Annotated in this window: 18 protein-coding genes and 1 pseudogene; 5 read left to right on the top strand and 14 right to left on the bottom strand. The window is 71.3% G+C overall.

What is annotated here, in order from left to right:
• Nucleotides 1–15: 15 nt before the first annotated feature.
• The 7 genes from hydA to OG787_RS07610 form a co-directional block, all read right to left on the bottom strand.
• Nucleotides 16–1,419: a dihydropyrimidinase gene (gene hydA / locus OG787_RS07580; protein WP_369031341.1), complete on the bottom strand. Its 1,404-nt coding sequence runs from the start codon at nt 1,417–1,419 to the stop codon at nt 16–18.
• Between the two features lie 105 nt (nt 1,420–1,524).
• Nucleotides 1,525–2,367, bottom strand: coding sequence for a nitrilase-related carbon-nitrogen hydrolase (locus OG787_RS07585; RefSeq protein WP_369031342.1), 843 nt, complete (start codon nt 2,365–2,367; stop codon nt 1,525–1,527).
• A 189-nt stretch (nt 2,368–2,556) separates the two neighbouring features.
• Entirely contained in the window at nt 2,557–4,125 is a 1,569-nt protein-coding gene (locus tag OG787_RS07590) for a PucR family transcriptional regulator (protein ID WP_405534638.1), read from the bottom strand.
• A 35-nt stretch (nt 4,126–4,160) separates the two neighbouring features.
• Nucleotides 4,161–5,447: an aspartate aminotransferase family protein gene (locus OG787_RS07595; RefSeq protein ID WP_369031344.1), complete on the bottom strand. Its 1,287-nt coding sequence runs from the start codon at nt 5,445–5,447 to the stop codon at nt 4,161–4,163.
• A complete protein-coding gene (locus OG787_RS07600; protein WP_369031345.1) occupies nt 5,444–6,286 on the bottom strand; it encodes a nitrilase-related carbon-nitrogen hydrolase in 843 nt (280 codons plus the stop codon). The genes OG787_RS07595 and OG787_RS07600 overlap by 4 nt, the downstream gene beginning before the upstream one ends.
• 164 nt (nt 6,287–6,450) lie before the next feature.
• Nucleotides 6,451–8,460: a hypothetical protein gene (locus tag OG787_RS07605; RefSeq protein WP_405534639.1), complete on the bottom strand. Its 2,010-nt coding sequence runs from the start codon at nt 8,458–8,460 to the stop codon at nt 6,451–6,453.
• 162 nt (nt 8,461–8,622) lie between these two features.
• On the bottom strand, nt 8,623–8,883 hold the full coding sequence (locus OG787_RS07610) for a helix-turn-helix domain-containing protein (RefSeq protein WP_369031347.1): 261 nt from the start codon (nt 8,881–8,883) through the stop codon (nt 8,623–8,625).
• Nucleotides 8,884–8,915: 32 nt separating this feature from the next.
• Between OG787_RS07610 and map the strand changes: the two genes are divergently transcribed.
• Both map and OG787_RS07620 read left to right on the top strand, forming a co-directional pair.
• On the top strand, nt 8,916–9,707 hold the full coding sequence (gene map / locus OG787_RS07615; RefSeq protein WP_369031348.1) for a type I methionyl aminopeptidase: 792 nt from the start codon (nt 8,916–8,918) through the stop codon (nt 9,705–9,707).
• Nucleotides 9,708–9,718: 11 nt separating this feature from the next.
• On the top strand, nt 9,719–10,258 hold the full coding sequence (locus OG787_RS07620; protein ID WP_369031349.1) for an N-acetyltransferase family protein: 540 nt from the start codon (nt 9,719–9,721) through the stop codon (nt 10,256–10,258).
• Nucleotides 10,259–10,686: 428 nt separating this feature from the next.
• Here the strand turns inward: OG787_RS07620 and ggt are convergent, their stop codons facing one another.
• Complete coding sequence (gene ggt / locus OG787_RS07625) at nt 10,687–12,495, bottom strand: gamma-glutamyltransferase (protein ID WP_369031350.1); 1,809 nt, start codon at nt 12,493–12,495, stop codon at nt 10,687–10,689.
• A 103-nt stretch (nt 12,496–12,598) separates the two neighbouring features.
• On the opposite strand from ggt, the gene OG787_RS07630 reads away from it, so the two are divergent.
• Both OG787_RS07630 and OG787_RS07635 read left to right on the top strand, forming a co-directional pair.
• On the top strand, nt 12,599–13,354 hold the full coding sequence (locus tag OG787_RS07630; RefSeq protein WP_369031351.1) for a hypothetical protein: 756 nt from the start codon (nt 12,599–12,601) through the stop codon (nt 13,352–13,354).
• A 19-nt stretch (nt 13,355–13,373) separates the two neighbouring features.
• Nucleotides 13,374–13,562, top strand: a pseudogene (locus OG787_RS07635) (acyl esterase); the annotation flags it as partial.
• A gap of 204 nt (nt 13,563–13,766) precedes the next feature.
• Here OG787_RS07635 and OG787_RS07640 read toward each other — a convergent pair.
• Complete coding sequence (locus OG787_RS07640) at nt 13,767–14,510, bottom strand: amino acid ABC transporter ATP-binding protein (RefSeq protein WP_405534640.1); 744 nt, start codon at nt 14,508–14,510, stop codon at nt 13,767–13,769.
• Between the two features lie 135 nt (nt 14,511–14,645).
• Complete coding sequence (locus tag OG787_RS07645) at nt 14,646–15,086, bottom strand: DUF6278 family protein (RefSeq protein ID WP_405534641.1); 441 nt, start codon at nt 15,084–15,086, stop codon at nt 14,646–14,648.
• Nucleotides 15,087–15,262: 176 nt separating this feature from the next.
• Here OG787_RS07645 and OG787_RS07650 point away from each other — a divergent pair, with 176 nt between their 5' ends.
• Nucleotides 15,263–17,062 (top strand): SGNH/GDSL hydrolase family protein, encoded by a 1,800-nt coding sequence (locus OG787_RS07650; protein WP_405534642.1) that lies wholly within the window; start codon nt 15,263–15,265, stop codon nt 17,060–17,062.
• A gap of 123 nt (nt 17,063–17,185) precedes the next feature.
• On the opposite strand, the gene OG787_RS07655 is transcribed toward OG787_RS07650, so the two are convergent.
• From OG787_RS07655 to OG787_RS07670, 4 genes are all read right to left on the bottom strand, one after another.
• Nucleotides 17,186–17,965, bottom strand: a complete 780-nt coding sequence (locus OG787_RS07655) for an exodeoxyribonuclease III (protein ID WP_405534643.1) — start codon at nt 17,963–17,965, stop codon at nt 17,186–17,188.
• 36 nt (nt 17,966–18,001) lie between these two features.
• Nucleotides 18,002–18,634 carry an MBL fold metallo-hydrolase gene (locus OG787_RS07660; protein ID WP_405534644.1) on the bottom strand — a complete coding sequence of 211 codons (633 nt, stop codon included), beginning with the start codon at nt 18,632–18,634 and terminating at the stop codon, nt 18,002–18,004.
• 73 nt (nt 18,635–18,707) lie between these two features.
• Nucleotides 18,708–20,003, bottom strand: coding sequence for a 4-carboxymuconolactone decarboxylase (pcaC, locus tag OG787_RS07665; RefSeq protein WP_405534645.1), 1,296 nt, complete (start codon nt 20,001–20,003; stop codon nt 18,708–18,710).
• Between the two features lie 146 nt (nt 20,004–20,149).
• Nucleotides 20,150–21,277 (bottom strand): LacI family DNA-binding transcriptional regulator, encoded by a 1,128-nt coding sequence (locus OG787_RS07670; protein WP_405534646.1) that lies wholly within the window; start codon nt 21,275–21,277, stop codon nt 20,150–20,152.
• Between the last annotated feature and the right edge of the window lie 64 nt (nt 21,278–21,341).

Consider the following 21,341-nt stretch of genomic DNA (forward strand, 5'->3'; position numbering starts at 1 on the left):
TGCTCCACTCCTAGTTCAGGTCAGGTACTGACAGGTGGAGCGGGGGGTGTAGACGCCGTGACCCGCGCGTCCGGTGAACTCCCGCTCGGTGATGACGAGTTCGCCCCGCGAGAGGACGGTCTCGACGCGGCCGGTGATCCGCTTGCCCTCGTACGCCGAGTAGTCGACGTTCATGTGGTGGGTCTCGGCGGAGACGGTCTGCTCGGCCGCCGGGTCGTAGATGACGATGTCGGCGTCGGCGCCCGGGGCGATGGTGCCCTTCTTCGGGTAGAGGCCGAACATCCGCGCCGGGGTGGCGCAGGCGATCTCGATCCAGCGGCGGCGGCTGATGTGTCCGTCGACTACTGCCTGGTGGAGCAGGTCCATGCGGTTCTCGACGCCCGGGAGCCCGTTGGGGATCTTCGAGAAGTCGCCGCGCCCCAGCTCCTTCTGGCCCTCGAAGCAGAACGGGCAGTGGTCCGTGGAGACGACCTGGAGGTCGTTCGTGCGCAGCCCCCGCCACAGCGCGGCCTGGTGGTCCTTGGGCCGAAGGGGCGTCGAGCACACGTACTTGGCGCCCTCGAAGTCCGGCTCGGCCAGGTTGTCCGTCGACAGGAACAGGTACTGCGGGCAGGTCTCGCCGAAGACGTTGAGCCCCTCGTCGCGCGCCCGTGCCAGCTCGGCGACTGCCTCCTGCGCCGAGACGTGGACGACGTAAAGGGGTGCGCCGGCGACCTGCGCGAGCTTGATCGCGCGGTGCGTGGCCTCCGCTTCGAGGAGGGCCTTGCGGACCTCGCCGTGGTAGCGGGGGTCGGTCTCGCCGCGAGCCAGCGCCTGTTCGACGAGGACGTCGATCGCGATGCCGTTCTCGGCGTGCATCATGATCAGGCCGCCGTTCTCGGCGGAGCGTTGCATGGCGCGCAGGATCTGGCCGTCGTCGCTGTAGAAGACGCCCGGGTAGGCCATGAACTGCTTGAAGGAGGTGACGCCCTCCTCGACCAGCAGGTCCATCTCCTTGAGCGTGTCCTGGTTCACGTCGGAGACGATCATGTGGAAGGCGTAGTCGATGGCGCAGTTGCCGTCGGCCTTGGCGTTCCAGGTGTCGAGTCCGTCGCGCAGCGACTGGCCGACGCTCTGCACGGCGAAGTCGATGATCGTGGTCGTACCGCCCCAGGCGGCGGCCCGGGTGCCGGTCTCGAAGGTGTCCGAGGCGGCCGTACCGCCGAACGGCAGTTCCATGTGGGTGTGCGCGTCGACGCCGCCGGGGATGACGTACTTTCCGGTGGCGTCTATGGTCCGCTCGGCCGTCCACGACTCGGCCGCGGTGGTGCCTGCGGCGGCGAGGGCGACGATACGGCCGTCCTCGATGAGGACGTCGGCATGGATCTCGTCGGACGCGGTGATGACTAGTCCACCGCGGATGAGAGTACGGCCGGCCATGGGTTCACGCTCCGTTCGGTTGTCTCGAAGGTGCCGGTTGGATGTGGCTGGTCGCGCAGTTCCCCGCGCCCCTAACGACGGGGCGCGGGTGTGAGCGTCTGCTTGTTACGGCGCCGTAAGGGGGCCGTAGGCCTCCGGGCGGCGGTCGCGGTAGAACTGCCAGCGGTCGCGGACCTCTCGCAGCTTGCCCATGTCCAGGTCGCGGACGACGAGTTCGGTCTCCTTGTCGCTCGCCACCTCGCCGACGAACTGTGCCTCCGGGTCCACGAAGTACGAGGTCCCGTAGAAGTCGTTGTCGCCCAGTTCCTCGACGCCGACCCGGTTGATCGCGCCGACGAAGTACTCGTTGGCGACGGCCGCAGCAGGCTGCTCCAGCTGCCAGAGGTAGGCGGACAGGCCGCGCGAGGTGGCCGACGGGTTGAAGACGATCTCGGCGCCTTCGAGGCCCAGCGCACGCCAGCCCTCCGGGAAGTGCCGGTCGTAGCAGATGTAGACGCCGATCTTGCCCACGGCCGTCTCGAAGATCGGCCAGCCCGCGTTGCCCGGACGGAAGTAGAACTTCTCCCAGAACCCGGCGACCTGCGGGATGTGGTGCTTGCGGTACTTGCCGAGGTACGAGCCGTCCGCGTCGATCACAGCGGCCGTGTTGTAGAGGACGCCCGGCTGCTCCTCCTCGTACATCGGCAGGACGAGGACGATGCCCAGTTCCTTGGCGAGCGCCTGGAAGCGCTTCACGATCGGGCCGTTCGGGATCTGCTCGGCGTACTCGTAGAACGCCTTGTCCTGGACCTGGCAGAAGTACGGTCCGTAGAACAGCTCCTGGAAACACATGACTTGAGCACCCTGCGCCGCGGCGTCGCGGACCGCCTGCTCGTGGACCTGGATCATCGACTCCTTGTCGCCCGTCCAGGCAGTCTGGAAGATGGCGGCGCGAATCACCCTGCTCATCGGGACCTCCGGTCACTCGGTGTACACCGAGCCTAGGAAGCCTGGAGATCGGGTTTGAGTTGCACGGTGTCACGCCTGCGGGCGTTCGGCGTTCCACGGTGTCACCCTGACTTGGGCCCATGTTTCACCACTGTTTTCCCAGGTCCTTTGATGTTTCGGAGCGGTAAGACGGAGCATCGGGGAGTGCGGTCATCGGCCTTGCTGAGCGTCGTGCGCGAGGAGCGCGATATGCACGGAGGCGGCCTGCTCGAAGTCGTCGAGATCGAGCCCGAGCCGCGCCTCTATCGCCTCCAGGCGGCGGTAGAGCGCGGGGCGCGAGACGTGGTGCAGTTGCGCGGTACGTGATTTGTTGCGCCCGGTGGCGAGATAGGTCCGCAGCACGGGCAGCAGCTCCGACTCGCCCTCGGCCCCGCACAGCAGCCCGTCCAGCTCGCGCTCGGCGAACGCCTGGACATGCGGATCGTCCCGCAGCAGCCGGACAAGCCCGCGAAGGCGTACGTCCCTCAGATGCACCAGGACCGGCAGATCCTGCCCCGCCGGGGTGTCCGCGACGGCCGCCGCGACATGCAGCGCCTCGCGCAGTCCGGTCGGTACGTCGTCCCAGGAGCCGAGCGCCTCGGCGGCGGCCACGACGGTCCGGGCCCCGGCGGTCTCCGTACGCAGCCGGAGCGCGAAGTGCGCGGCGAGCGCCTTGGCGTCCTGGTCCCGGGCGAGGCTCAGCAGGACGGCGGTGGCGTCGTCGGCCAGCTCGGCCACCAGTCCCGGCAGCCCCAACAGGCGTAGTACGCGGTCGAGTTCGGCGGGGTCGCCGTCCCGTACGACGAGCGGCACGAAGGTCCGCCGGTTGACCGGCAGCCCGGCCGCACGAGCCCTCGGCAACAGTTGCCTGGCCGGTACGACCCCGCTCACCAGGTCCGTGAGCAGGCTCTGCGCGGACTGCTCCTCCCACGTGTGCACGGAGCCCCCGAGCATGCGGTGCAGGACGAGGGCCTCGGCGGCCCGGTCGGCGAGCAGCCGCCCGGTGGCGACGTCGCCGCGATATCCGCAGAGCACGATCCGCCCCCACCTCTCCCCGCGCCCGCCCAGCTCGGCCCGGATCCATCCGTCGCCCTCGCTCCCGCCCGCCTGCCGGGAGATGCGCTCCCAGTCCCGCAGCACGTCGTCGACGGCCGACCTCTCCCCCGCCGTGGCGAGGACGCGATGGGCGAGGTTGGTGACGACGACGGGACAGCCACTGTGCGAGGCGACCTCGTCGAGGAGCAGTTGCATGGGAGCACCGGAGGTAATCAGCCCCGTAAGAGCGGTCCTTACCGTCTCCGACAGACTCACGGCGGCGAACTTCCGCCGTACGAGCCGGGATTGGACCTCCTCCGTCAACTCCGCGAAGGGGAACGGCCGGTGGAGCACCACCATCGGCAGCCCGCACCGCTCGGCCGCGCGCCGCATGACGTCCGGCGGCGCGGGAAAGGCCCGGCCGAGCCCGAGAACGACGGCGGCGGCCTCCGCCCGGTGCAGCGACCGGATGTACTCGGCCTGGGCCTCCTCGTCCCCCGCGAGCAGCACGCCTGTCGTGAGGATCATCTCGCCGCCGCTGAGCATCACGCCGACGTCGGCGGCCTCGGCGACATGCACCCAGCGCACGGCCCGGTCCAGATGCCCGGCCCCGGCCACCACCTCGGGCTCGCCCGCGAGCACCCGTTCCAGGCCGAGGACCTGACGGACGGAGAGGGCGGGTTCCAAGGTGGTGGTCGTAAGCATGGGGCCGACTTCCTTGCTGTGGTCCTGCTCTGGTGTTACTGGACGCAGCTCCTCAGAGCGCGTTCGAGGATCGCGGCGCCCTCCTCGGCCTCCGCGACGGTGAGCGACAGCGGCGGTGCGATGCGCAGCGCGCTCGTGTTGTGGCCGCCGCCCTTGCCCAGGAGCAGCCCCTCCGCCCGGGCCGCTTCGAGCACGGCGGCGGCGGTCTCCGGGTCGGCGGTGTCGGTACCGGGCTTCACCAGCTCGACGCCGATCATCAACCCGCGCCCACGGACCTCCCGTACGCCCGGCAGCTGCGCGGCGACGCCCCGCAGCCGTTCGATGAGCAGTCCGCCGACGCGGCGGGCGTTGCCCTGGAGGTCGTGTTCCAGGAGGTAGGTGAGGTTGGCGAGGCCGGCCGCCATGGTGATCTGGGTGCCGCCGAAGGTCGAGATGGAGTTGGAGTCGAGGCAGTTCATGATCTCGGCGCGGGCCACGACCCCGCCGATGGACATGCCGTTGCCGATGCCCTTGGCGAAGGTGACGATGTCCGGCGGACCGTTCTCCGCGTGTGCCTGCCAGCCCCAGAAGTGCTCGCCGGTGCGACCCCAGCCGGTCTGGACCTCGTCGGCGATCCAGAGGATGCCGCGCGCCGCCAGTACCTCGCGGAAGGCCGCGTACAGGCCGTCGGGCGGCGAGGTGAAGCCGCCGACGCCCTGGATCGGCTCGGCGATCAGGGCTGCGGGGGGACGGACGTGCCCGAGCAGATCCTCCAGGTCGGCGACGCAGGCGGCGATGAACTCGTCGTCACTCAGATCCGCGTACGGGCCTCGGCTGCGGACGCCGCCGTGGACGTACAGGGTCTGGAGCGGGGACAGGGAGGTCGGGGACCAGCCCTTGTTGCCGGTGATGCCGACCGTGGAGAAGGAACGCCCGTGGTAGCTGTTGCGCATCGCCAGGATCTGGTTGCTGCGCCGGTAGGAGGTGGCGAGGAGGAGGGCCGTGTCGTTGGCCTCCGTGCCGGAGGTGGTGAAGAAGACGCGGGCGTCCGGGATGCCGGACAACTGGGCGATCCGCTCGGCCAGTTCGACCATCGGGCGGTTCAGGTAGAGCGTGGACGAGTGGATGATCCGCCCGGCCTGTTCGCTCACCGCCTTGGTGATCTCGGGGAGGGCGTGCGCGGTCATCGTCGTGAGGATGCCGCCGAAGAAGTCGAGGTACTGCTTCCCGGCCGAGTCCCACACGTACCGGCCCTCGCCGTGCGTGATCTCGATCGGGTCCTCGTAGTAGAGGGCGAGCCAGTCCGGCAGGACGGCCTTGTGACGCCCGTACAGATCGCTCACGGCTGCACCAGCCCTTCGTACGCGTCCGGCCGCCGGTCCCGGTAGAAGGCCCACTGCTGCCGGACTTCCTCGATGAGATCGAAATCCAGGTCCCGCACGACGAGTTCCTCGTCCTTGTCGCTGGCGACCTCGCCGACGAACTGGCCGCGCGGGTTCACGAAGTACGAGGTCCCGTAGAAGTCGTTGTCCCCGTACTCCTCCTGCCCCACCCGGTTGATGGCGGCGATGAAGTACTCGTTGGCGACGGCCGCAGCAGGCTGCTCCAGCTGCCAGAGGTAGGCGGAGAGACCGCGCGAGGTGGCGGACGGGTTGTAGACGAGTTGCGCGCCGTTGAGGCCCAGCTGCCGCCAGCCCTCCGGGAAGTGCCGGTCGTAGCAGATGTAGACGCCGATCTTCCCGACGGCCGTCTCGAAGATCGGCCAGCCGAGGTTGCCGGGCTTGAAGTAGTACTTCTCCCAGAAGCCCTTGACCTGCGGGATGTGGTGCTTGCGGTACTTGCCGAGGTAGGTCCCGTCGGCGTCGATGACAGCCGCGGTGTTGAAGTAGAACCCGGACTGCTCGACCTCGAACACGGGGACGACGATGACCATGCCGGTCTCGCGCGCCAGCTCCTGCATACGAACCACCGTCGGCCCGTCGGGCACGGGCTCGGCCCAGCTGTAGTGCTCGGGCTCCTGGACCTGGCAGAAGTAGGGGGCGTTGAAGACTTCCTGGAACCCGATGACCTTGGCGCCCTGCCGGGCGGCCTCACGGGCGTGCTCCACATGTTTGGCGACCATGGACTCGGTGTCGCCGGTCCAGGTCGCCTGAACCAGAGCGGCACGTACGACGTTGGCCATGACCCGTTCCTTCCGGCTGGACGTCAGAGAGCCTCTACGCCCGTAGACAGAGGTCGTAGGGGCTTGAAAGTAAGCCTCCGGAACAGCCTTGCCAAGACCATCGCCGTTAACCCGCGGAGTCGATCACGTTTCACACCCCGGTGGGCGAGTCCCAGGCACCCGGGTCACGCACTGTGGCCTGCCACCCGGAGGGCGTGCACCAGATCCCAGTAGCAGTCCTCGGACGCGCCCCGGGCCGCCTCCAGGAGCAGCGGTACGAGGTGCTGGGGGTCGGGGCCGACGCTGCGGGCGGCCTCCTCGGGGGTGCGGACGCGGACGTACGCGTCGAGCAGCGCGCGCGCCTCACGCTGTCTGCCCTCCTCGACGAGCCCGAGCACGGCCTCGCCGACCTCGTGCGCGGGCCGCACGATGCCCTGCCGCAGGATCTGCTGGCCGTCGTTCCCCCGCCCGGCCGCGACGAGCGCGTCGGCGGCGGCGACCAGCTGGCCGGCCGGCAGGGACGCGGCCTCCCAGAGCAAGGTCGCCCAGTCGGCGCCCAGCCCGGCGCGGTGCAGTTCGGCGGCGAGCAGCGGGAAACGGGCTGCGGGCCAGTAGGCGGCCTCGACGAGCAGCGCGTGCGCCTCACCGCTGCGTCCCTCGCTCCGCAGTCGTACGAGGCTGCGGACGGCGTCGATGGTGTCGTGCCGGGCGTCGTCGTCCAGCGCCTCCCGCTTGGGCGCGGCGGGCTTCGCGGCAGCGGCGGACCCGGCGAAGCGTGCCCCGCGCGGGGTACGGCGGGTCGGGGCGGCGGGCGTGGGCATGACCGGCATGGAGGTGGGGTCGACGGTGGGCGTGGCGCCGGTGTCCGCGTCGTCCATCATCCCGGCGAACCGGGCGCTGCCACGGGTACGGCGCTTGGAGCGCTGCTTGGAGGCGCGGCCGGGTGCCGGCACGGGCTCGGGTTCGGGTTCGGGGGTGACGGCTGGGGCCGGGGGGTCGTACCAGTCGGCGGGGAGCTGTGGTGTCGTGCGCCCGACCGGAGGTTCCGGGGTGTCGGGGGCGTCGACCTGACGGGGGTCCTCGTGGTCGTCCGCGCCGCCGGAGCGGCGGAGGTGGCCGCGCCAGGGGCGCAGGTCGTCGTCGGAACCCGGCCGGTCAGGGCCGTGATCGTCTGCGTGGCGGGAGGTACCGGCGCCGTCCGGGGCCTGCGTCTGGGAGCCGCGTCCGCTCTCGTACCCACCGACCTGCCGCTCGTCCGCACCCTGCCGGCGGGGGCCGCGCTCGTCGTCGTACCAGCCAGCCGTGTCGTCGACCGCACCCTGTCGGCGAGCGCCACGCCCGTCCTCGTACCCGACAGCTCCACCGTCGACCGAGCGCTGTGCCCGGGCGCCGGGCTCGCCGTCGTACCAGCCAGCCGTGTCGTCGACCGCACCCTGTCGGCGAGCGCCACGCCCGTCCTCGTACTTGACAGCCGCACCGTCGGCCGAGCGCTGTCCGTGGGCGTCGGGCTCGTCGTCGTGCCAGGCGGTCGGGTCGTCGGTCGGGCGGCGTTCGTCGGTGTCGAGGTCGGTGCGCTGCCTGGGCAGGTTGAGGGCGTCGGCCGGGTGCTGGACGTTCTGGACGCGGGCGGCGAACAGGCCTGCCTCGTCGTCGGGGTCGCGGCGGGGAATGGTAGCGCCGCTCACCGCCCGGCGGGCCAACTGGTCCAGGCGGGACCGGAGTTCGGCGCAGCGCGCGGTGGCGCGTTCATGGTCGTCGTGGGCCCAGGCGAGGTCGAGGCGGAAACCCTCCGCCTCCTCGTGGGTACCGGCGGAGTTGAGCAACCGGCCCAGTTCGGCGAGCCGTTCGGCGGCGTACTTCTGCTCGCGGAGCATCACGTCGAGCCGGTCGCCGAGGGTGTCGCGGGCGCCGGGCCGGGTGTCGAACGCGGTGAGCGAGGCCTGGTGCAGGGCACGTGCCCGCTCGGCCTCGGGGGTCACGGCACCGGTTCCGTATTCGGTGGCGAGATCCTGGAGCAGCGCCTCCACGACGTCCCAGGGCGGCACTTCGTGCCCCTCGAGACAGGCGCGCATGCCGTCGGGGTCGCGCTGCCAGAACACGCCGCACCAGCCCGCGCCCTGGTCGAGGCGGGCCAGCAGGCCGCTCAGATACCGCGCGAACTCCCGCACCTGCCCCGGGAGTTGTTCCACCGCCATGATGTCCACCCCATGCCCGAACGGAGTACTCCGCCCCGTAGAAAACACCAGTCGTGTTACGGAAGGGCTACGGGGGGTTTTCGGACCGGACGCAGAGTACCGCGCACCCAGCGGAACGTGATGTGAACCACGGTCACAATGGCCTGAACCGCGCGACGGGGCTCATGCCGCGACCGGGGCGAGTGGCGCGCACCTCCCGACGAGTTCGTCCATGGACAGTCCGAGGACCCGCGCGAGGGCCGCGACCGTGAAGAACGCCGGCGTCGGCGCCCGCCCGGTCTCGATCTTGCGGAGGGTCTCGGCGGAGATTCCGGCGCGGGCCGCGATCTCTGCCATGCTGCGGCCACCACGCGCCTCACGCAGCAGCCGGCCGAGCCGCTCGCCGCGTTCACGCTCTTCGGGGGTGAGAGGAGTGCGTACCATGCCGCCATTCTAATACCGGTATAGTAATTGGCATGGTGGAACTCAAGACAGACACAGCGATCGATGCCATGTACGAGACGGGCCAGGTGGTCGGCAGCGGCCTGACGGCCGTCCGAGCGGCCGCTGACGTGGGCGTTTCCCTGCGGGAGCTGGACGAGGTGGCGCACGAGGTGCTGCGTGCGGCGGGAGCGACCTCCCCCTTCCTCGGCTACCGCCCCTCCTTCGCACCGACGCCGTTCCCGGCGGTGCTCTGCCTCTCGGTGAACGACGCGATCGTGCACGGCATCCCGAACGACTACCGGCTGCGCGACGGCGACCTCGTATCCGCCGACTTCGGCGCCGAGCTGGGCGGCTGGGCGGGCGACTCGGCGATGAGCTTCGTCGTGGGCGAGCCGCGCCCGGCCGACGTACGGCTCGTCGAGACCGCCGAGCGGGCCCTCGCGGCGGGCATCGCGGCGGCTGTCGTCGGCAACCGCATCGGCGACATCGCGCACGCGATCGGCGAGGTGTGCCGCAGCGCGGGGTACGGCATCCCGGAGGGCTTCGGCGGCCACGGCATCGGCCGCCGGATGCACGAGGACCCGCCGGTCCCGAACGAGGGCCGCCCCGGCCGGGGCATGCCGCTGCGCCACGGGCTGGTCCTGGCGATCGAGCCCATGCTGATCGGCAGCGGCAAGGACGGCTACCACGAGGCCCCGGACGGCTGGACCCTGCGCACGAACGACGGCTCCCGCGCGGCCCACGCCGAACACACGGTGGCGATCACGGAGTCGGGGCCCCGGATCCTCACGGCACGCCAGGAGGCGCACACGAGCCGGGCGTAACGTACGGCTCCATGCGCATCAGGAACGGCACTTCGGCGGACGCGGAGAGCATCGCGGCCCTGCACACGGCCAGTTGGCGCAGCGCGTACACCGCGCTCATGCCCGCCGCGTACCTGGCCGGCCCGCTGGCGGCGGAGCACCTCGCCAAGTGGCGGGCCCGCACGGCCGACCTGTCGGCAGCCGACCGATGCCTCCTGCTGGCCGAACAGAACGACGAACTCCGCGGCTTCATCCACCTGGACACGGCCACGGACGGCCGCGTCCACGTGGACAACCTGCACGCCCGCCCGGACCACGTCGGCACCGGCATCGGCCGCACCCTTCTGCACGAAGGCTTCGCCTGGGCGGCCCGCCACCACCCCGGCCAGGACATCTACCTGGAGGTCCTGGCCGGCAACACCCGCGCGATCGCCTTCTACGAACGAGCGGGCGGCCTACGCACGGCCGAACGCCCACTGCGGCTGCCCGCGGGCTTCACGGTGGCGGAGATCGAGTACACGTGGCCGTCGGCGGAGGTCCGCATGTACGGGGACGGGCCGCCGGCCTCCTAGCCGCGCACGCGGGTAGATCCTCCCCGCGACAACCGCCCGCGGCTACGAGGACGAGCCACCGGCCCCACACACCGCCGCCCGCCCTCAGCGGCCCAAGGACGCCGCGCCACGAGCACGTGCGCCCTGCGCCTGTGCTCCGCCGCTCCAGACGCGGCCAACCGCCCGGACCCCCCGGCCGGCCAAGGACGCCGACCGCACACGAGCACACCTGCGCCGCAGCCGTGATCCGCGACCACGAGGAGGGCAACCGGCACCGAACACGCCCCACCCGCCCCGCCCCGCCCGCAGGCCGCAGGCCGCAGGCCGCAGGCCGCAGGCCGCAGGCCGCAGGCCGCAGGCCAGTCTGCCCGGCCTCGTTGTCGGAGGCCGCGACCGCGAGGACGGGCGGGCGGCCTGCGTCAGTCAGGCGCCGCCCGCCCTCGGTCGGCTCAGGACGCCGGCCGGACCACCATCGCCGAGCCGCCGCCCCGGCGTACCGTCTCCGCTGCCGCCAGCCACTTGCCGTTCGGGAGGCGTTGTACGCCGGTTGCCGCGCCGATCTCGGGGTTGAGGCGGAAGCCGTGGCCGATCGCCTCCAGTTTCGTCCTCGACTCGCTGGTCCACAGGGCCGGTTCCAGCTCGGTGGTCGTCTGGTTGCGCTGGCTCGCGCGTGGTGCCGCGATCGCGTCGACCAGCGGGACCCCTCGGTCGAGGAAGCTCGTCAGGGTCTGTAGGACAGTCGTGATGATGCTCGCGCCGCCGGGTGAGCCGAGGGCCACCACCGGCTTGCCGTGGGCGTCCAGGACGATCGTCGGGGACATCGACGAGCGCGGTCGCTTGCCCGGACCGGGCAGGTTCGGGTCGGGGACGGCCGGGCTGGCCGGGGCGAAGGAGAAGTCGGTCAGCTCGTTGTTCAGGAGGAATCCGCGGCCCGGGACGGTGATGCCGCTGCCGCCGGTCTGCTCGATCGTCAGCGTGTAGGACACGACGTTGCCCCACTTGTCGGCCACCGTCAGATGCGTCGTGTTCTCGCCCTCGTACGTCGTCGGCGCCGCGACCCCGGCGGTGTTGCAGGCGGCGGGGTTGCGCGGGTCGCCCGGCGCGACCGGGCTCGTCAGCACCGCGTCGTCCTTGATCAGGCACTCGCGCGAGTCGGCGTACGACTGCGACAGCAGTTCCTTCGTCGGTACGTCCTCGAAGGCCGGGTCGCCCACCCAGCGCCCCCGGTCCGCGAAGGCGATCCGGCTCGCCTCGATGTAGCGGTGCAGGAACTGGACCTCGCTCGCCTTCGAAAGGTCCGTCTTCTCAAGGATGTTGAGGGCTTCGCCCACCGTCGTCCCGCCGGACGAGGAGGGTGCCATCGAGTAGACGCCCAGGCCCCGGTACGAGGTCTTCGACGGCGCCTGACGCTTCGCCCGGTAGGCCGCCAGGTCGGTCAGCGACAACTTGCCGGGGCGCGCGTTGTAGCCCGAACCCGGGTCCACCGGCGGCTCGTTGACCGTGTCGACGATCTCCTTCGCCAGCTTCCCCCGGTACAGGGAGCCGACGCCCTTGCGGCCCAACTCCTCGTACGTCCGCGCGAGATCGGGGTTCTTGAACGTCGACCCGACCACCGGCAACGCGCCGCCCGGCAGGAACAGCTCCGCCGTGTCCGGGAAGTATCTGAACCGCGCCTCGTTGGACGCGGTCTGCGACCGGAACGTGTCGTCCACCGTGAAGCCGTCGCGGGCGAGCCGCTCCGCCGGCTTCAGCAGCGTACCGAGCCGCTTGCTGCCCCAACTGTCCAGCGCCGCCTGCCAGGTCGCCGGTGTGCCCGGCGTACCGACGCCAAGGCCGCTGGTGACGGCGTCGGCGAAGGCGATCGGCTGGCCGTTCTCCAGGAACAGACCCGAGTCGGCCGTCAGGGGTGCCGTCTCACGGCCGTCGATCGTCTGTACCGTACGGGACTTGGCGTCGTAGTAGACGAAGTAGCCGCCCCCGCCGATGCCGTTGGAGTAGGGCTCCGTGACCCCGAGCGCGGCGGCCGTGGCGACGGCGGCGTCCACCGCGTTGCCGCCCTTGCGCAGGATCTCGATCCCGGCGGCCGAGGCGTCCGCGTCCACGCTCGCCACGGCACCGCCGTACCCGACGGCGACCGGGACCTTCTCCGGAGCGGCATCCGCCGACGCGGCGCCGGAGGGTGGCGCCGCCGCCCCCACCGACACCACAGCAGCCGAAACCGCCAGGACCGCCAGATTCCGCGCGACAGGGCGACGCATCGATACCTCCAGTCAACAGCCGTCCGCGCAGCGTAACTTCATCCCCGTGGTCCCGTAAGGGCCCCTCGAACACCGGTCCGGTCGACCGCTAACATGCGCGCCCATGACTGACGATGTGCGCAATATCGTCCTCGGTGTGGTCGCGGCCGGTATCAGCGCAGCCCTCGGCTGGCTGGCCCGCACCTATCTGTGGAGGCGCAAACTCCGCCGCAAGCAGGCCTTCTTCGGGCTGCCGGACAACTCCGAGTCGCTGCTCGTGGTGAACCGCGAGGCCGGTGGCCCCGAGCTGACGGTGATGCGCCACGACGTGTTCGCGCTCCTGGAGCTCTCCGCCCTCATCAAGGACTGCAACGCCCACGCCCAGGTCGTCGCCCACGACGCCGCCCAGCAGGGCTTCGGCGAGCGGACCGAGTTCTGTGTGGGAGGTCCGGCCTCCAACCGCCGCATGCTGGCCCATCTGCACTCGCTGCTGCCCGGCGTACGCGTCAACGTCGACGCCGAACCCGGCCCGGACCGCGGCGCCTTCCAGATCGGCACCGAGCGCTACCGGCTGGAGGGGGGCAAGAGCGAGTACGTGATCCTCGCACGGCTCACCGCCGGCCAGAGCGGCGAGGCCCGGCCGGTCTTCCTCTTCTGCGGCCAGCGCGCGATCACCAACCAGGCGGCGACCCGCTATCTCGCCCGCAACCACGAACGGCTGGCCCGCAAACACGGCAACAACTCGTTCGCCCTGCTCCTGAAGGTCGTCAACTCGCAGGCGTACGGGCCCGATGTCGTCGAGGTCGTCACGGACATCACCCGGGTGGCACAGACACCGCTGCCCGCCGTCGCCCCGCGCAGCACCCACCGCGCCTCCTAGCTCGCGGTGGAGGGTCGCGGTCTCCGGAACCAAGGAGAGCGGCGCCCACGTCGCGTACCTCTGCGACGTGGGCCCGCTCGGCCTCGGCGAGCTGGTCGGCCCGGGCGACCCGCTCCGCGTCGAGCACAACCCGACCGGCGCGCAGCTGACCTCCTCCTCGCCGGAGCACGACGCCTCACTTACGTCGGTACCCCTGCGCGAGCAGTGATCTCCGGCTGCCGCCGGTCGAACGCATGCCCTTCTACTACTGCCCGCCTGGCAGCAGCGTCCCTGATTCGGCCGGTGCCACGTCCACGGCCTCGGTCCCCATCCCCGTCGCGGACCGGCCGGGTCGCCAACACCACGGGGATGAACCGCAAATCGTAGTCGAGGTTCGCCGCGGCCGATTTCCCGCCCCGGCCGGCGTCGTCCGTCAGTGCTTGAGGATCTTGGAGAGGAAGTCCTTGGCGCGGTCGCTGCGCGGGTTGGTGAAGAACTCGTCGGGGCTGCGGTCCTCGACGATGCGGCCGTCGGCCATGAACACGACCCGGTTGGCGGCCGAACGGGCGAAGCCCATCTCATGGGTGACGACGACCATCGTCATGCCCTCGCGGGCCAGTTGCTGCATGACCTCCAGGACTTCGTTGATCATCTCCGGGTCGAGTGCCGACGTCGGCTCGTCGAAGAGCATGACCTTGGGGTCCATGGCGAGGGCGCGCGCGATGGCCACACGCTGCTGCTGGCCGCCGGAGAGCTGGGCCGGGTACTTCGGCGCCTGCGAGGCGAGGCCCACCCGGTCGAGGAGTTCACGGGAGCGTCTGTCGGCCTCGTCCTTCTTCCGCCGCCGTACCTTGACCTGCCCCAGCGACACGTTCTGCAACACGGTCTTGTGGGCGAAGAGATTGAACGACTGGAACACCATCCCGACTTCGGCCCGCAGCCGAGCGAGCGGCTTGCCCTCGTCGGGCAGCAACTGTCCGTCCAACCTGATCGTCCCGGACTCGATCGGCTCCAGCCGGTTGATCGCCCTGCACAGAGTGGACTTGCCCGACCCGGACGGCCCGATGACGACGACCACCTCCCCCCTGCCGACGGTGAGGTTGATGTCCTGGAGAACATGCAGCTCACCGAAGTGCTTGTTGACTTCCTTCAGCTCGATCAGCGGATCGACGGCCATGCCCAGCCCTACTTACTCTCAGCTGTGTCGTGGTTGCCGCAAACTATCCACACAAGAGTGGAGCGAGGACACGACACGCACTTTTCGGGCATAAGCCGTATTTACGTCAGCCATACCCCGGCACTCCCCCCTCGGCTACGACTCCGCGACCTCCGCGTACAGCTGCGACAGCTCGGGGGCACCGCTGGACGCCCACGCGTGACCGGAGGCGACGACGTCGAACTCACGGCCCGACGACAGCCGTACGACGGGCTGGCCGTTCGGCCAGAAGTCCCAGGTGGCGCCCGGGACGGTCCGCACGATGACCGTGCCGAGGTAGAGGCCCGCGTCGTTGCCGAGCCAGGACAGCGCCTCCTCGTCGTCCCGCCAGCCCGGCAGCAGCTGGTCCAGCGCCTCCAACGAGGCGGCGGAGTCGTCGAGTTCGACACCCTCCCGGCCTGCCTGGGAGCGGAGCAACTCGCACTCGGAGAGAAGCCCGGCGACCGCCTCGGGGTCGTGCTCCCCCTCGGAGAACACCGCCACCCCTCGGGCGAGTCCATGCTTCTTGCGCCAGTTGCCCAGGAAAGGGATGTTCATACGTCCAGCGTGTCATTCACACCGCCGACCGCACCACTGGGCGCGCGGGGCCGCCGGTTCCGGCCAACTTCCTCGTAGGCCCGGGCCCGGCGCACCTGCCGCATTGACGGGCACCTGGTACCTCTTTAGCTTCACACTGCATTGAGCGGCGGGCCGAGTCGACCGGGGGGACGCACATGCGCCGAGGGAGCCGAGTCGGGCGGGGACCGGGACTCCGAGGTCTCTGGGGCCCGGGCGTCATCCTCGCCCTGTTCGCGACGCTCACCCCCCTGTCGTCGACGGCCGAGGCCACCGAACCCCTCCCCCTCACCCAGTACTTCGACAACACCGCCATCAGCGACGACACCCTCCCCGGCGCGGCCGACTTCGACGGCTCGGGCGCCTCCCTGTCGTCCCAGGACCTGACGGCAGCCGGCTGGACCAGGGGCCGCGCCCTCACCGTCCAGGGCGCCAGGCTGACCTGGCCCTGCCGGAACCCTGGCGAGCCGGACAACGTCCGCGCGGCCGGCCAGCCCGTACGGGTGCGCGGGGAGGGCGACGCCCTCGCGTTCCTCGTCGCCGCCACCGGAGGCTCAGAGGTGAGCGGGGCGGGCACGGTCTCGTACGCGGACGGCACGGAGTCCTCGTACCGGCTGACCGCCCCGGACTGGCGCACCGGCCCCCTCGGCACCAAGGCGGTCGCCCTGCCGCATGTGAACACGCCGACCGGCCAACTCGCCGAGAAGGCACGGCTGTACGTCGTCACGGTGCCGATCGCTCGCGGGCACGAGGTCGAGTCCGTCCGGCTGCCGTACGCGGCCGACCTGCATGTGTTCGCCCTCTCCGTACGGCCCGACACGGCCGCCTGGACGGGCAGTTGGGCGGCGCCGACCTCGACGTACGCGACCGTCGGCCCCTGGACCGACCGGACGCTGCGGCTGGTGGTGCACTCGTCGGCCGGCGGGCCACGGGTACGGGTCCGCTTCGACAACACCTTCGCGTCGGCGCCGGTACGGATCGGCAGCGCGACGGTGGCCGTGCAGTCGGCGGGCGCGACGGCGAGCGGTACGCCGGTGCCGCTGACGTTCGGGGGCGCGGCCGGGGTCGAACTCCCGGCCGGGGCACAGGCGTTCAGCGATCCGCTGGACTTCGCGGTGCCCGCCGACACCAACCTGCTGGTGAGCTTCCATCTGCCGGGCACGGTCACGGCGGCCCCGCTGCACCGGCTCGCGCAGCAGCGTTCGTACGTCAGCGAGCCGGGCGACCACACGGCGGACGGCTCCCCGACGCCGTACACCTCGACGCTGACGACCTGGCCGCTGCTGACGGGCATCGACGTGGGTGACGGTCCCGGGTCGGTGGTGGTGCTCGGCGACTCGATCACCGACGGCGAGCGCTCGACCCTGGACACCAACCGGCGCTGGCCCGATGTCCTCGCCGACCGGCTGCGGGCCCAGAGCGCGGTTCCGCAGTACGGCGTCCTCAACCAGGGCATCGCCGCGAACCGCATCCTCACCGACCGCTACCCCGGCGACGGCGTCTCGACCGACTCGGGCGGGGTGAGCGCCCTGCACCGCCTGGACCGGGACATCCTCGCCCAGACATCGGCCCGAACGGCGATCGTCTTCCAGGGCGTGAACGACCTGCGGACGGGTGCGTCGGCGGGCGATGTCATCGCCGGGCTGCGGGAGTTGGCCGAGCGGGTGCGGGCGCGGGGGGTGCGGGTGCTGGTCGCGACGATCGGGCCGTGCGGGGGTGAGGCGCGGTGCACCTCTGTCGTCGACGGTCAGCGCGCCGCCGTCAACACGTGGATCCGCGAGGAGGCGGTGTCCGACGGTGGTTTCGAGGGGGTCGTGGACTTCGACGCGGCGCTACGGGATCCGGCACAGCCGACGCGGTTGCTGGCCGCGTACGACAGTGGGGACCATCTGCATCCCGGTGATGCGGGGTTGGCCGCGCTGGCCGGAGCGGTGCAATTGGGAGCGCTGGTTCCGTAGGCGCCGTGGGTTTGCGTGGCCGTACCTGGGGGCTCCGCCCCCAGACCCCCGTTCGCGCTGAACGCGCTCGTCCTCAAACGCCGGACGGGCTGGAGATGCCCAACCGGCGCTGAAATGATCCCCCTACACCTCCAGGTCCACCACCACAGGGGCGTGATCCGACGCCCCCTTCCCCTTCCGTTCCTCCCGGTCCACGTACGCGTCCTTCACCGCTCCGGCGAACGGCTCGTTGCCGTACACCAGGTCGATGCGCATACCCCGGTTCTTGGGGAAGCAGAGTTGGCGGTAGTCCCAGTACGTGTACGGGTGGTCGTACTTCAGGGGGCGGGGGACGACGTCCGTCAGGCCCGTCTCGCGCAGGGACGTCAGGGCGGCGCGCTCGGCCGGGGTGACGTGGGTGAGGCCCTCGAAGGCGGCGAGGTCGTAGACGTCGTCGTCCGTCGGGGCCACGTTGTAGTCGCCCAGGACCGCGAAGGGGCGGCTGCCTGCCGCGTCACCGGCGACCGCCGCCTTCAGGGCCTCGAACCACTGGAGCTTGTAGGCGTAGTGGGGGTGGTCCACCTCGCGGCCGTTCGGCACGTACACCGACCAGACGCGGACCGGGCCGCAGGTCGCGGAGACGGCACGGGGCTCCTCGACGCCCTCGTAACCGGGGTCGCCGGGCAGGCCCCGCACCACGTCCTCCAGGCCCACGCGGGAGATCACCGCGACGCCGTTCCACCTGCCGGTCGCGTTGACCGCCGCCTCGTAGCCCAGCTCCCGCAGCTGGTCGGTGGGGAACTGCTCGGCGGCGACCTTGGCCTCCTGGAGGCACAGCACATCCGTGCCGGTGCTCTCCAGCCAGGCCAGCAGCCTCGGCAGGCGGGCGGTGATCGAGTTCACGTTCCAGGTCGCGATACGCATGCCCCACAACCTACCCGCCGGGTCTGACAACGCGGCTCAGACCTCCGCCGAGGCCCCCGATGCGAGGCGCTGGTGGTCGGCGCCGCCCAGGCCGCCGACCAAGCGGTCGTAGATCGGGCGGGCGAGGTCGGTGAGCAGGGCGTCGTGGATGTCGTACGCGCGCTGCGGCTTGACCTCGCGGACGTAGTCGACGACCTCGGAGAGCTTGCTCCACGGGGCCATGACCGGGAGCAGCAGGGTGTCGACCGGGTGGTCGGGGACGGTGAGGGCGTCGCCGGGGTGGAAGACGGCGCCGTCGACGAGGTAGCCGACGTTCGTGATGCGCGGGATGTCCGGGTGGATCACGGCGTGCAGTTCGCCGTGGACCTGGACGTCGAAGCCCGCGGCGGTGAACGTGTCGCCGTGGCCGACGGTGTGGACGCGGCCCGGGAAGGCCGCGGAGAGCTGCTCCGCGACCGAGGCGAGGGTCCAGAGTTCGGCGGCCGGGTTGGCGTCCAGGGCGGCGCGCAGGCGGCCCTCGTCGAAGTGGTCGGCGTGCTCGTGGGTGACCAGGATCGCGTCGGCGCCGGCCGCGGCGTCCTCCTCGCTGAATCCCCCGGGGTCGAGGACGAGCGTCTGCCCGTTCTTCTCCAGACGGATGCAGGCGTGCGACTTCTTCGTGAGCTTCATGTGTCCCATCCTGCCGCGTTGGCCGGGGTGGTGGGCCGCCGAGACTGGTGGTTTCACCACCAGTCTCCCTCCGTCACTCCTCGGGGGTCGTCTCCTCGCGGATGACCTGCTGGGCCACCTTGAACGCGCTGTTCGCGGCCGGGACCCCGCAGTAGACGGCGGCCTGGAGCAGCACTTCCTTGATCTCGACCGGGGTGAGGCCGTTGCGGAGGGCGGCGCGGGTGTGGAAGGCGAGTTCGTCGAGGTGGCCGCCCGCGACGAGGGCGGTGAGGGTGACACAGCTGCGGGAGCGCCGGTCGAGGCCGGGCCGGTTCCAGATCTCGCCCCACGCGTATCTGGTGATGAACTCCTGGAAGTCCCCGGAGAACTCGTCCGCCTGCGCCAGCGCCCGGTCGACGTGCGCGTCGCCGAGCACCTCGCGCCGGACCTTGATCCCGGCGTCGTACTGGTCCGGGCGGCTGTGCCCGCCGGACTGTGCGGCGGCCGGCGCGATCTCCGCGATGGGGGTGATCGGCTGGGCGGCGGTCAGCACCGGCTTGAGCGGCGCCGCCGAGATGGCCGTCTGGCCGGTCGGGTTGTCGTACGCGGGCTGCCAGGCCGTCGAGAAGTGGCGTACGAGGAGATCGGTGACGGCCGCGGGCTGCTCGACCGGGACCAGGTGCGAGGCGCCGGGTACGACCGCGAGGCGGGCGTCCGGTATGCCCGCGACCAGGGTGCGGGCCTCGGCGGGGCCGGTCACCTGGTCGTCGGAGCCGACGAGGACGAGGGTCGGCACACCGACGCGGGCCAGTTCGCCCCGTACGTCGAAGGAGGCGAGGGATTCGCAGGCCGCGATGTAGCAGCCGGGGTCGGTGGTGCGGACCATCTGTACGGCCCACTCGGTGATCGCGGGCTGCGCGGCGGCGAAGCCGCTGGTGAACCAGCGCTCGGGGGAGGTACGGGCGATGGGGTCGAGCCCGTTCGTCCGGACGATCACCCCGCGCTGGCGGAACTCGTCGGGCGTCCCGAAGCGGGGCGAGGCCGCGATCAGCGCGAGCGAGGCCAGCCGCGCCGGGTGGCGCAGCGCCAGTTCGACACCGATCGCGCCGCCGAGCGCGCAGCCCGCGTAGCCGAAGCGCTGCACGCCCACCGCGTCGAGCGTGGCGAGCAGGCGGGTGGCCAGGTCGGTGACCGATCCGGCGGGGTGCGCGGGGGCGCCGCCGTGTCCGGGCAGGTCGAAGCGGAAGACCCGCCACTGCTTCACCAGCTCCGGCACCTGCCGGTCCCACATGTGCCACGTGGTGCCCAGCGAGGGACCCAGGATCAGGACAGGTGCGTCTTCCGGCCCGTCAAATCGGTATTGCAGGGTCTCTTTCGTCGTCTCACTCACCCGCTTACGCTCCCATATCTCACATCCCCTCCCGGGACGGGGCCGAGTAGCTCACGAGACCTCCCCATTGGTCCGCAGCCGTACGAAAATCCTCCACATCCGGCGGGTGACCAGGGGGTGGAGGGGGCGGACGACCGCTCCGGGGCCTACCAGGCCAGCCTGCGCACCGACTGCCTGATGACCAGCTGTGTGCCGAGCACCACATGGTCCTCGCCGCCGAGGAACTCCTCGCGCTCCAGGGCCAGGCGCACGGCGGTACGGCCGAGTTCCTCGTAGGGCACCCGGACCGTGGTGAGGGACGGGGTCAGGTCGGTCGCGAACGGTACGTCGTCGAAGCCCACGACGGACACCTCGCCCGGTACGTCGAGACCGCCCTCGCGCAGTGCGGCGAGTGCGCCCAGCGCGACCATGTCGGAGGCGGCGAACACCGCCGTGAACTCCAGCCCGGCGCGCAGGGCGTCCCGGGTGCGGGCATAGCCCGAGGCGCGGGTGTACGTCCCCTCGGTGTCGAGTTCCTCGGCGTGGTCGGCGCCATGGGCGCGCAGTGCGTCCCGGTAGCCGGACCGGCGCTCGTCGCCGCTGCTCAGCCCGGTCTCCCCGCCGAGGAACAGCACCCGGCGGTGCCCGGAGGCGAGCAGGTGCGAGGCGGCCTGGAAGGCACCGCCCCGGTTGTCGTAGTCCACGACCGTCAGTGGCAGGTCCGGGGCCGGGGCCGGGCGGCCCACCAGCACGAGCCGCGACCCGGCGGCGTCCAGCGCCCGCGCGTAGCCGGCCATCCGCCGCTCGTACGCCGCGTCCGGCACGACTCCGCCCACGAGGAGGACGGCGGCCGCGTGCTGCTCGCGCATGAGCTGGACCAGGGCGTCCTCCCGGGTCGCGTCGTCGTGCGTGGCGCACACGAGGCTGAGCCTGCCCCGGTCGGCGGCCTCCTGCTCGACTCCGGCGGCGACATGGGCGAGGGACGGCCCGGTGATGTCCTTGATGACCAGGGCGACCGGGCCCGCGACCCGCCCGGAGAGGGCTTTGGCGTGCACGTTGACCACGTAGTGCAGGGACGCGACGGCGGCCATGACCCGGGCCCGGGCCTCGTCGGAGACCGGGTAGTTACCGGCGAGGGTTCGGGAAACGGTTGCTACGGAGACACCGGCCTTCCGCGCCACGTCACGGATCGTGCTGGGCCGCTCTTTGGCGCCGTGGTGCGCGTCGGCCCGCTTCCGCTGCCCGGGGCGGCCCGCGCGCGCGGATGGCCGTTCGCTGTTCCCGTTGTCCGTCACGGCTCGACGTTACTGCATGTGGGACGCCCTGCGGCATGCGTCGGGGAGCGGCCGACGGGACGGT

The sequence above is a fragment of the Streptomyces sp. NBC_00075 genome, assembly GCF_045041225.1.
In the GTDB taxonomy this organism is placed as follows: Bacteria; Actinomycetota; Actinomycetes; order Streptomycetales; family Streptomycetaceae; genus Streptomyces; species Streptomyces adonidis.